This is a genomic window from Pseudoalteromonas sp. SG44-1 (genome assembly GCF_014164315.1).
In the GTDB taxonomy this organism is placed as follows: Bacteria; Pseudomonadota; Gammaproteobacteria; order Enterobacterales; family Alteromonadaceae; genus Pseudoalteromonas; species Pseudoalteromonas rhizosphaerae.
On the sequence record NZ_JACJEW010000084.1, the window covers coordinates 1 to 12,629 of the forward strand.

The following is a 12,629-nucleotide window of genomic DNA, read 5'->3' on the forward strand; positions in this document are numbered from 1 at the left end:
GACGGCGAGATTATTTGGAAGGACTAGCCTATTTCGTACAGGTAGTAGTGCAAATCGATTGGAAAAATATGGATGTGAGTGATGTAATTGAAACTTAATAATTATTTTTGGGGATCCCTTAGGTGTATATCTTTACCGGACGCTGTATCTATTTCCAGCTCAACAGAAAACAAACCTGTGTCTTCAGTCACACTTGCAACATCAGTCACAAACCCAGCACTAGGCGTTGGATCAGTGTTTCTTATTGTAATAATACTTTCAGTAAACCCTGTTTTTAATGTGGCATTTTTAGGGTCTGAGATTGAAATCAAAAATGTTTCATCTTCTTCATCAAGGCCATCTGGTAACACTTTAAACGAGATAGTCGAACTTAATGAGCCGATTGGGATCGTTATTTCACCTGCAATCGCTTCAAAATCTAAACCTGAACTAGCTGTAATAGCGGTCACTTCATAACTTAATGTCACTTCTTCTTTTGCTGCTTTTGAGAGCGACAAGCGCACACTGCTATCTAAAACAGAGTCACCGGGTTCATTAACAAGTTTTGCCGACTCAATAGAAATTGATGGGGGGGTGTCTTCTGGAAAACTAATTCCAGCACTTTTTTCATCTTCCTCACTACCACATCCATTGATTGCAAAGGCTGCGGCTAAAGCGAGTACAATATTACTCTTTTTAAGTTTCATAACTGCTTTCCATTATTCGAGTTAATAACACATGATTTCGTCAAATAATATCAACCGGCTACCACAACATTAAATTTTACAGAGGTTAAAAATGCTATCTGTAAATTTTTGATTTGCACTTGAGACTAAGTAAGATTAGAAAAAATCCACATGAAAGGTCTAAAATGAATATCATTAAAATTGGATTGATTGCAGCAAGTATTAGCAGTATATCCACCGTTTCAGCCTGTGAAAAATGGCAGTTTATAGTCACTGGCGAAAGCCAACTCATATCTTCGACACTTGAAATTGAGTACGAACCGACTGAGCAGATTATTAAAACCGTTACTAATGAAATAAACGTTAAAGGTGAGCCTACCTTTGAGGATGGTGAAAAGCCTAATTTAGAGTTATTAGTGAGTAGTTCAAACAAACAACAGTTTACTTATGAACTTATGGCTAATCTGCCTGTAACTACCGATGAAGGTATCTTGTTAAGGCCTATTGCAATTGAAGATGTTGCGCCTCTTCGAAATGGTTACTTAAACTTTCATCAACGTGGTGATATTAAAATTACGCTCTATGGCCAGCAACTGACGTGCACAGATTGATTTAGCATCACTAATTAAGATTAACCGCCATAATTTAGAGGTCGTATATTTAACACCTCTATGTTTTCACCGCACAGTGTCGGTTAATTATACTTACTTTAAATGGGTAGCGTTATATGAGTATAAAATCAAAAGTATCGAAAATATTAAAGGGAACAAAAAATCATTCTATTGGTTTTTTAAAGTACGCTTTGTATATGGGAGGGCCTTTTATAATCCTATATGCATTAGGAGACTTAATTTGGCTCGTAAATGAAAAATATGGAAGCATTATATTTTTTGTTTTGGTTATCTATATCTACATTGGTGTAGCTCAAAACAAGGTTGAAAAGTCGGAGTTTCAAAATAATTCTTTCAATATAAGTTTGATGTTGAATATATGGAAAAATATTGTGATTTGGCCAATAAAAAAGATTTATGGGTAAATTTATATAAATCAGATGCATACATTTCATTTTGGAAGTTAACATTTCCGTTCCAAAAAAACGCATAAGCTAGAGTGCACTAATTTATGCGTCCTATTTTTTAACTTTTTCCTTTCAATGTTTAAAAATACCTACATTATCCATAATAGGTATTGTCATGAACAAAATCACAACAGCAACTTTATTGCTAGCAGCTGGTGGCTTAATCCCATCAGTTTCAGCTGAGTTACTTGAGATTAACTACACTGATTCTAGCAATGTTACAAAAGCACAAAAGCCAACGGAAGCTTATATTGGCACAAATAATGACATTCAATTTGCGTTAAGTGCTGGTGTAGAGCGCTTAGTACAGTTAACAATTAAAAATACTGCGAATGAAGTTGTTAAAACATTAACGAGTGAAAAGCTTGGTCCTGCAGATCGTATTACCGTGAATGGTAATGAATATTACAGCTCACTTTTAAAAATTGACTCCATTGCAGACGGTAAATATCAAGCAATTGCGAGTATTTTGAGTGCAAATGGCAGTGTAATTTCTTCAGAATCGTATGATTTAATCATTGATACCACGCCCCCAACACTAGGAGCGTTTACATGGTCATTTCCTTATGGTGGTGGGACTGCGCCCGATGGTCTACCTAAGTTCAGTCATACGAGTGATCAGCATTTTACGCTGAATGATTTGAAAGATAATTTATCAGGTATTGATAAGATAATGTATAGAACCTACTGGGAATCAGATGGTAAAGAAGGTCAACTATATAAAAGTGGAGATGTTACCTACTATCCGCTATTGAAAAAAGCAATGCTAGGTAATGGCGGCACTAACTCAAATGCTGCCGTTTTTTTTCCTCCAAGTACGTACAGTAAGCATAAAGTCATTTTTGAAGTTTTTGATTTAGCTGGGAACAGTGCTGAAAAAGAAATGTACTTTTATAATAACTCTAGTTGTGGCCCGAGCCCTAAAATTGTAGCAATTGAAGACCCAACGTACACAGGTGATTATTTGGGGCAAACGGGTTTCAGGCCGGTTACAGACAAAACACCGATCAATAAAAATCCATTGGAAGCTATTTATCGCGTATCGAAGGAAGCGTATAGGGGAGCACCTGGCGCATCTGTATTTGCTGGCTCTACCACGGGCATAACAAATCGCGGTTTGGTTTCAGTAGATGACGAATACGCATATTTCAAGATATATGGTCCTGCAAACACATCAAAGAATTTCAATTATCCAAACGCAGGGTGGACAAATAGCAGTACCTATCGCTGTAGCTCGCTTTCCTTCCCTAACCCAGAGTTTACAGAAGCAACATTACCACCTAAAGGTACAAATGCGGAGGCTTTCATTGAGGGCATAGGCTGGGTACCTAAAACCTATAGGGCTTCGGGTGATAAAGCGCGTGATTCTGTAATATCAAAAATTAGAATAACAGGCTTAGCTAGAGATTATGAACAGTATACAAGCATGTACGGTGGTTCATGTAAGATACCCGCAGGTGAAAGTTCATGTGTACTAGATACAAATATACCTTTTAATAAAACCGGCACTGTAGGGTATTACAGTGCTAGACCACTAATACGCAGCTCAGAAAACCCAGGGCTGTATGACAGTTCATTGAGCCATGTTTGGGAGTGGGATGCACAAGACCCAATCATTAATGAAATAATTGAACATGATGAAGCTCAAAAGAAGATCAGCTTTAGTATTACTGAGTTAAATTCGGGCAGCACGTGGGATAGAGTCAAGCTTGCTAGTACAGGAATTATTATAAAAAAGGACGGCGTTGTAATTGAAAATATAGCAGCGTCATTACTTCGTTCAGGGTCAAATTACGTGGCTACCGCTAATTATTCAAGCTTGGGCCATGGCTCGTTTGAAATCATTGCGTGGGCCAAAGATAGCTATCAAAACTATGTTGAGAAGGTACTTTTATCAATTGAAAATGATATAAAAGCGCCAGCATTGGACTTTTCAATTGAGAATGGTGCAACTATAAAGTCATTGGATGAAATTACGATAAGCATTAATGATGACAACGAATCTACAATTAAGTCTGTAAATTTGAAAGGTGGTCCAGCCAACGAAAATGTATTTTTAGCAACCAGTGAAATTAGTGAAGGTCTTTATACATTAGAGTACCCAGTGTTATTCCCCGATGAAAATTCAATATACCTTCTTACCGTTTTAGCTGAAGACAATGCAGGAAATGAGATTGAAAAAGAGCTGCGCTTTAATTTTGTTGCGGAAAAAATAGGTTTAGAAAGTGGATTGATTGAAATTACATTACCTGCAACGGGTGCTGTCTTTAAAGATGTAGACGGAAATCTACCGCTCTATAGTAAACCTATAAAACTAAGTGATGGTAGTACCATTAGTGGTAAATACCCTGTTTTTGTCACCTTAAGAAGTGACAGTGAAGGCAGCGTGTTTATTAATAACAAAGAAATATTGCCAGGAACTACTGTAACAGTAGATTACGCCTATGATTTTGCATTAAGTGGTGGACGCTATAACTTAGATTTGGTGAACAAACAAAACGCATTTACAAAGGGCAGCTTATTAATTACATCCTCAGCCCCCAATTCACCAGTGCTAATAACTGATTATAAGTTCAGTGGTTACAAGGGAACAAAGCAGGTCAATACATCACCCTATGCAATTACTGATAAGTTTCAATTAAAATATAAAATAGGAGATCAGGTCTCTAATTACTGTAGCGCATTTACTTCGTCACTTGAGGAAGTGCAGAGTTCTGATACCTTTAAAGATAGGCTTTGCCTCGTTCAAATGAATATTAAAGGCGTAAAACAAAGTTTTGATGTTACTGAAAGTGAAGCAACACTTTCATCTTATTTAGTATCATTAGAGAACCAGTTTGCCGAATTTAAGGTGAGTGTAGTTGGGTATAATGATGAATTGTTCACGTTATTCCATGACAAAGTTGAAGTTGCTCCACGCGATCCAAAAGATAGTTTGGAGACTGCGTTAGAGTTTAAAGATGATATTATTTACCATCAAATACAAGAAATAGGCACGAATGTATCGTTAGCAAATTACGAAGGTTGTACGCTAACAACTAGTATCGTTCTAGCCAAAGAACTTGCCTTTGATAAAGTTGGAGCGGGAGAAACGCCACTTTGTTTGGTTGAATGGATAAATTACCCAAGTGGGTTATCTGAAGAAAAATCGTCTGGCAAGGTTAATGGTTTCGCTGACACTCTAGGTGCTTCAACCTTTGACTGGCAAATTAAGATTTTCTTCAATGGCAATGAATCAATGCCTATATCAATTGGCTCAAAAAGTGTCGATATTGTTGAGCCTATAGCGCCTCAGTTAACGGCCACAACTATTGAGTTTAGTAATGGGATGTTCTCTACAAGTTCAAACCATCTACTTCGTGACAGCACTGCAAGTGTTAAGGGAATTACATTTAATGTTGAGCCTCGGCTGTATAAACAAATAATTACCTATAATGGTGAAAGTTGTACTGTAGATAGTAATTTCACGAAATGTGCTCTACCTGTAAGCATTCCAGTATTGGGAAACAAAGTAGATCAACTGCAGGGTAATACAACCCTCACAATAGATATTGACTCTGATCGTTCTTATTTCTTTGATAAAGGTATGGGAACATTTACCAATGGATTGACCTGGGATTATTCAGCGCCTTCATTGCATGAGGTTGTTATAAACAACAAGAACGATGGTAGCGTTATTGAAAAGCAATTAGGTGAAGGAAACGTTCAAGCGAAGCAAGATGAAATTCTCGTGATTATTAAATCACCTTTTACGAATATCAAGAATGATGAAACGTGGAAATTAAAAAATTCAGCTATAATCATTGAAGAAATTGATGACATAAGATTTCAACAATCAGTAAAAATCGACAACAATACATTTTATTTTAGTAGCTCAAAACAGAATCTGAGTGAAGATAATCGACTACCGCCAACCAAAACTGAGCTGGTGGGCGATTACATTGTTTATCACTATAATATGACACCATTATCAGATGGCGCATTTAAGTTCAGTTTGAACATGCGGGACTATTACGATAACGGCTCTGTCTATGAAAACCCTATTTTCTATTTGCAGCGCTTTGCCCCAGAAGTGCAATTAACGTATTTACGTGACAAATCTCGTAGTACCAATCCATTTTACTTTGCCAGCGACTTCGGCGCGGTAACAAATCCGGGTTGGGATACTAAAAATGAAATAATAGAAGCAACATTTGGTGGTGTACCACTTACTTTAGTTGATGATCCAGTTGATGCTAAAAGTTTCATAAAATTCTTTGATGGAAATTTGGATGACCTAACGCCCGGTGATACCTATGAACTGGTAGTCAAAGCGAAGGATTCGTTTGGCAATATAGGTAAAATCAAAGAAAATTACGTGTTTGCCCCGTCTAAATTCAGTATTAAATCTAAAGATAGCGGCACACATGACCTTTATCAATACATTCAGCGCGGTACGTTATACATCTACCAAAGCCAGTACCTTTGTAACTTTGTGGCATCTAAAGAGTTAGCAATTGAAATATCAAGAGATGCTAGAAAAGGCTGTTACGTCAAATTAGACAACCTACCTAAAGGCATGGACGCTCTCTATCAAGGCTGGGCTATGACTGTTACGGGGTCTGTACATGATGAACTTGATAATACGGTTAGCTACAGCGCTTATGTTGTTAACCCTGATGGTAATGAAGTAAAAGTAGAAGCTGGCGAGTTTGAATACAATATTAAAACTGCTGAACAAATGGCATTTGATTTAAACCCTATTATTGAACTTAAAGAAGGTGTTTATGGTGTTATCCCAGAAAATCCCGTTTTAGCGCGCTATAGGCTTCAACACGTCGCGGGGGAGTTAAACATCAATGTAAGTCGTGGTGAGTATGAATCGTCTGAATACATGGCACAGAGAAGCCACAAGCCGATATATGAGCTACTTGGCATTATTCGTGATGACGATATTGATAAGCGAAAAGTGTTTGACCGCTATCCGCTTGCAATAAATGCCGCCTACACGCTATCAGATGAACATTTAGCAGGTTCGACAGGCGAAGTTATTGTATTACCATCTCGTAAAGTGGCTATAAATTTAAGCATGGACTCAGAACGCAATGTATTAAGCACAGATGAAGTTCAAGTAACGGCGTTAATGGGCGAATGGAATTGGAAAGAAAAAATAAGTAAATATGATGCAAGCACCATGGGCGAATGGGATATTTATTTAGCGTATAAGAATAACAGAGGTGAAGAACAAGTAATCTCAGATACTCAATCGAATGATGAAAATGGGCAAGCTCAGTTCACGGTTGCAATTGCTGATATTTTCCGCAAAAGCAATGGTTTCTATGCCGTCGCATCAGTCAAATCGCCACATAAGGAATATGAAAAGAAAATTATATCGACCCCTATATTCATGAGAATAGTTTTGGGTACCGGAGTGGATGGTGATTTAAGAAGCTCACAAGTTAGCGGCAAAGTGCCGTTTACGACCCTTGTTCGTTATGACTATGAAACGATTGAAGATATGGTTGCAGGCAATGACACTAAATGGGAAATATCAGATAATCTCGCTGATTGGACAGCTTTAGAAGAGTACCAAGGGCGAAATGCGATACCTTTCTTAATGCAAGCTGCTGGAGATAAGTATGTTAGAGCGACGGTGACAAACAAAAACACAGGTGAAGCGTCAGTTAGCAGCCCACTTAAAATTAGTGGTTACGACAAAGCAAGCTTAGTGATTAAAGGCCCATCTCAAGTATACGAAGGTCAAGAATTTAAGCTTAATATGCTCGACTACAATACATCACTCGATACGTATGACGGACAAGCTCAATGGTCGCATGATGAGGGTGTAACATGGTTTGAAGGTGCACCTGTACAGTCATTCATAGCTAAAGGTGAACAAGCACTTATTTTGGGTCGATTTAGATTCAGTTCAACAACTGAAGCAGCGGGTGAACAGGCATGGTCAGAAGCTCGTTACTATGCACGTCCTGTATCACCAAGACCAGTAATGGCACAGATACGTGCACCTCATCTAGTTGAAATGGGCACGACTATAGATGTTGAAGGACAAGTGTTAAACCTCAACGGTGGCGTAGATTTACCTGTTAAATATGAATGGGTATTGCCCAATGGTAAAGTAAAAAACGACGTGTCGTTTGAATATACGCCGACTGAAAGTGACCTTGATGACAACAACCGATTGAAGTTTGTGTTGAAGGCGTGGGTAGATGGTTATAAGGAGGCTACTTATCGTGAAACTCAACGCAATTTAGAAAGCTGGGTGTATGAGTTTCCAGAAACGACCATTGATATAAGAAGTAATATTTTAGTAGCGCCAGCTAACATCACCGGCATGATATTGCAAAAACATAAGTTTATGCCAGGAGTTACTTATACCTATGAATGGCTGGAAAGTGACAATATTGAGATCGCTAATCCAACGCGTATGTACTCGAATTTACTCGTTAAAACGCCGGGAGTGCATGAAATAAAGGCCAAAGTGACGGATAGTAGAGGCAAAGTAAAAGAGATTAGTAAGTTTATTGACGTACTTGAAGCTGATCCGGTACAAGGCAGCTTAGTACACTTTCCATCTAATCGATATAGTCGTGCCCCCCTCGGGTTAGTAGCCCGAGCTCAAACAAAAGGCGGTCATCCACGAGATTATATTATCGACTATAAGTGGTTTATAAATGGCGAAGAAGTTGAAGTTAAACAGCCGAGAAGCCCAATGAATCGCTTTGAGATTGATGAAGCGGGGATTTATGACATAAAAGTTATTGCCACCAGCATGTATGGCCAAGAAACTGAGATTAGTGAACGATATGAAGTCTTTGAAAACAAAAAGCCAACGTGTGAGAGTGTTCAGTTCGAACGTTCGGGTACAATTCGTATAACAGCAAACTGTAAAGACGAAGATGGCTATGTTGTTGGTTATGACTGGTGGTTTAATGGTGAGTATGTAGGCCGCGGTGCTGCCTCAACACAACTTAGGTTGTCAGAATATCCAAAGATGAACGTGACTTATGAAGCTGTAGATGACGCAGGCGGACGCACTAAAGGATCGTTTAGTTGGTAATGCAGTAATGTAAGCTAAAAAGCCCACGTCGTTTCTCAGGGAATGACGTGGGCTTTTTAATATTAAGATTTTAATTTAAAGATAAATGTTTTAAATAGAAAATTGATTTAGAGTGGTCCTATATATTCTATGACCAAAATAATAAGTCGTTAATCCCCGTAACCAACTATGAAATAGCAACTTTAAAGATTAAATCATTATCACGGTTAGAATCTAGTTTTGAGAGTTTTTACACAGCCTGAGCGAAGAGCAGACGCACAGACAAACTCGTTTTTGGACAAAAACGAGTTACTAATAATGACGATGATGATCGTATTATCGTGTCTTCATATAAATTAGTACGAAATACGAACCACAAATTATCTAGCATTGCTTTAAGATGAATAGAAGCCAAAAAGCCGACTTAATGTCGGCTTTTTGGCTGAGTGGTTTAAGGCTTAGCTTTCTACTTCTTCCCAATGGTTTTCGATTTCTTCTAGGCGAATTACTTTTGCAGCTTCCTCAGCTTCAGTATCCGACAGTAAATCAAGAAAATAACTTACGGGATTATTTTTCTCTTGGCTTTCCATATACAAAGCTCTTAAAGCCGCATCTGTAGTACGTGGAATTTTAGTTTGACCTTTCTCATAACGTGCAATTGTCTGTTCATCCACACCAAAACGTGTCGCAAGCATTTTTTGAGAAACATTCATTTCAATACGTAAAAATTTAAATTCCTCATACGCAAGAGGTCTGTTGCTGTCTACAACAGCCTGTGCTATTGCGCTATGAAGTCCGTTCATATCATCAATACTTGTATATTCTTCACCATCGATTTCTTCAACGGTAACACCATTTTTTAGATACACGTTTGATAAACCGCTTTCAGTATAATGGTACATATCAACCTCTTAATCTATCCATACAGTTACTAGAACTGACATAGGACTGTCATGATGATTCTTAAGTGCAACAGTCAACTCAATAACTTTGCCCGCTGCTAAACCTTTCAAGTTAAATTTCCAATCTCCAGAGGCCTCAGGGTATGGACCCTCTCTGAACACCGAATGTTTACTCTTAAGTAGAGTAATAATTTGTGCTGTAGTAACCCCTCGTTCATGCATGCGTTGTTTAACATGCTTGCTCCATCGAATCCTGTGGGTATAGTTCTCTGCCAGATCATTCATTATTTTTCTGGCTGTTCCCTCTGTAAGAGGAAATTCTTTAACGCCTTGTGGATTATTTTCAACCATGAACCACCTATCAATCTGATACCTATCATTTTGATAGGAAGGCAACGTATTGTCAACTATTACTTGAAAAAACTCTAAACGAACTTACTATCGCCGTAAGCAAAAAACAACCCACTACCACCTTCAGCAGAAGAGTGAGTTTCTTTCCTAACTCGTCTTGAGGCAGAAACGAGTTACGACTGATAGCACTAAGCCGAACTTCGGCAAAGAGCGATGAGCAGTCAGTCACTAGCTATGGATTAAGCTTTATTAAAGACGATTTTATTGTTTGATTAAGAATAATTGCAATTAGCTAGCAGCAATATTATACATTTCTGATTTTTTTAGTAATATGTTAGTAGCCGATGGAGTTTTAAATACCAAAATGGTACCAACCATTTTTAAAGGGATGTTACATGGAATTCATTTTTATAATTGCAGTTGTTATATTGATAATTTGGTTAATTACCAGTTCACGCTCAAATTCAAATAAAGCAAAGCCTCGAGTATTAGATAATCCAAGCTCGGACATAAAAGGCACTCATGATACGTCAGCCTCTAAGTCTTCTATATCTGCTCTATCCAATGATGCAATCAGCCCAATAAAATCTATTAAAATTGATAAAGCATCAGTAAGCGTTGAATTACACGAACAAACTAATGAATTAGCAACCTCAAAGGAGACAACTCCAAAGCCACGCATCACTGCTGTTAATACACCTTCCCCAATTATAGAAAGTGCTGATAGTGCGACATATTCTGAAGATGAGCTCGCCACATTTAATATTTTTGAGAGCGCAGCCCCTCAAAATATAAGCATTAAAAGCACAAGAAAAGCCCAATGGCTTGATAAGAATAAAGAAACTATTATACAAAAGCGTAAGCTAATGGGGTTGATATACATAGGTGAGCAAATGGAGTCTATGAGAAGTTATGACCCAGACCCTGCGCTAATAAACTCCATTTTACCTGCATCAACACCTTTAGGGCATCAGCTGGGTTATTACACTGATGATTCGCTTGGTTACTGGCCAAGTTATAGCAGGCTTTCTAGGCAATGTAGAGGTGCCTATCTCGACTGGTTAGCAACCGACAGAAGCGCAGCTAATACCCCAATAGGATTCGTATTTTTGTACTTTTATGGATTTGAAAGATTTGTTGTTGTGAACAACAAAGACAATAAAGTTGCAGATGAACAATTCGAGGATATTTTTAATGAAGTACTTCGTTTACACAAGGTGTTTGCTTCAAATCGCTCTTTTGCTGGTTACTCAGCAAACTTTTTAGAATTTATGTATTTACTAAAACCTGAATTTTTTAAAAGTAAAAAACACATATTACCTAAGACACGTCATTCACTACTTTTTAAATTACGTCTTTCAGAGCAAATCGTTGCCACAGAAAAAGTGGATGATGAGTTGGCACTTGAATGGATCAAAAATACAGACCAATACAATTTAAAAACCGCAGCTAGGCGCTGCGATTTAGAGTTTGATTCACTTTTTAAACTTTACTACAAGCAAAAATTCCCTGAGGGAATGCAAGTTAAGCCCAATAAAACTAAATTAAACGCTGAGTACTTCTCTGCCAGCGGTAGTCTTCCTAGCGTTAAAATTTTACTAGATAGTTTACCAGACCCGAGCATATTAAAAGCCCCTATTAAAAAGCTAATACCTATTGCTGATAAAGTCGCTGAGGAACTAGCTAGTTGTAGCCGTTACTTAGGTAAAGCAGGCACTAGTAGAGATGACTTAGCTGCACTGATGTTACTGCCTCGCGCTATTGCTAGTAGTCAACCATCACCATTAATTGAAAAGTTTAAGAGGTGGGCTCAGGCTATTATTTTAGAAAATGGTGGGGTAACAAATGTATCTGAATTTTGGTTGCAAACAGACTTACCAGTACCAAAAGCGATAAATAAAAAGGAAAGTGACCTCATTTATAACTTAGCGAGCCTTGCTGATATAGGTATTGCGCCTGACTTACGTTACCACCATGCAAAACCTAGATTAGATGGCAAACTTGTCTTATTTACTCCAGGGCATGGGGAAGAGTTTGTCCCTAGTCATGTATTTAACCAAGTGGGTGTCGCACTTCGCTTAGGTGCGATGGTTGCAAACATAGATGGGGTTGTAGATGAGTCAGAAAGTTCTGAGCTAGAAAAGCTAATTGCTCATGATGAGAAATTAACGGATACAGAAAAGCGTTCTTTAAAGGCTTATCTTACATGGCGATTAGTTACCCCATCGGATAATGCGGGTTTAAAAAATAGACTTAATAATTTAGGTGAAACAGAAATAGAATTTGTGAAGCGGTTTATTCTGTCTATTGCGCTCGCTGATGGCAACGTCGATAACAAAGAAGTAAAACAAATCGAGAAGCTCTACACGAATTTAGGGTTGAATAAAGAGTCTGTCACGAGTGATATTCATCAGCTTACTACAAGTAGTCATCAGCTTGCGCCAAAAAGTCAAAATTCATCAGAGTTTAGCTTCGGAGTTTTTCAAGTTAGTTGTCGCCTCAAGTTAAATTTTATGCCACCCGCATTTCTTCTTTTTTCTCAGGATTTAAATTTACTTCCTTAATTATTGACCAATCGCGTGATTTTCCTGACCAAC

The 12,629-nt window shown here is 38.0% G+C and carries 7 protein-coding genes; 4 read left to right on the forward strand and 3 right to left on the reverse strand.

The annotated features are described in order from the left end of the window. Positions 1-101: 101 nt before the first annotated feature. Positions 102-686, reverse strand: a complete 585-nt coding sequence (locus H5187_RS21610) for a Calx-beta domain-containing protein (RefSeq protein ID WP_182798338.1) — start codon at positions 684-686, stop codon at positions 102-104. Between the two features lie 164 nt (positions 687-850). Here H5187_RS21610 and H5187_RS21615 point away from each other — a divergent pair, with 164 nt between their 5' ends. From H5187_RS21615 to H5187_RS21625, 3 genes are all read left to right on the forward strand, one after another. Next, on the forward strand, positions 851-1,276 hold the full coding sequence (locus H5187_RS21615; RefSeq protein ID WP_182798339.1) for a hypothetical protein: 426 nt from the start codon (positions 851-853) through the stop codon (positions 1,274-1,276). Between the two features lie 116 nt (positions 1,277-1,392). After that, positions 1,393-1,701, forward strand: coding sequence for a hypothetical protein (locus H5187_RS21620; protein ID WP_182798340.1), 309 nt, complete (start codon positions 1,393-1,395; stop codon positions 1,699-1,701). Positions 1,702-1,858: 157 nt separating this feature from the next. Beyond that, positions 1,859-8,800 carry an Ig-like domain-containing protein gene (locus H5187_RS21625; RefSeq protein WP_182798341.1) on the forward strand — a complete coding sequence of 2,314 codons (6,942 nt, stop codon included), beginning with the start codon at positions 1,859-1,861 and terminating at the stop codon, positions 8,798-8,800. A 437-nt stretch (positions 8,801-9,237) separates the two neighbouring features. Here the strand turns inward: H5187_RS21625 and H5187_RS21630 are convergent, their stop codons facing one another. Both H5187_RS21630 and H5187_RS21635 read right to left on the reverse strand, forming a co-directional pair. Then, positions 9,238-9,681 carry a helix-turn-helix domain-containing protein gene (locus H5187_RS21630; protein WP_033102712.1) on the reverse strand — a complete coding sequence of 148 codons (444 nt, stop codon included), beginning with the start codon at positions 9,679-9,681 and terminating at the stop codon, positions 9,238-9,240. Between the two features lie 9 nt (positions 9,682-9,690). Next, positions 9,691-10,032 carry a DUF4258 domain-containing protein gene (locus H5187_RS21635; RefSeq protein WP_008109362.1) on the reverse strand — a complete coding sequence of 114 codons (342 nt, stop codon included), beginning with the start codon at positions 10,030-10,032 and terminating at the stop codon, positions 9,691-9,693. Between the two features lie 395 nt (positions 10,033-10,427). Between H5187_RS21635 and H5187_RS21640 the strand changes: the two genes are divergently transcribed. Beyond that, the gene (locus H5187_RS21640) at positions 10,428-12,596 is read left to right on the forward strand and encodes a TerB N-terminal domain-containing protein (RefSeq protein ID WP_182798342.1); all 2,169 of its coding nucleotides are present in this window, start codon (positions 10,428-10,430) and stop codon (positions 12,594-12,596) included. Positions 12,597-12,629 lie beyond the last annotated feature (33 nt).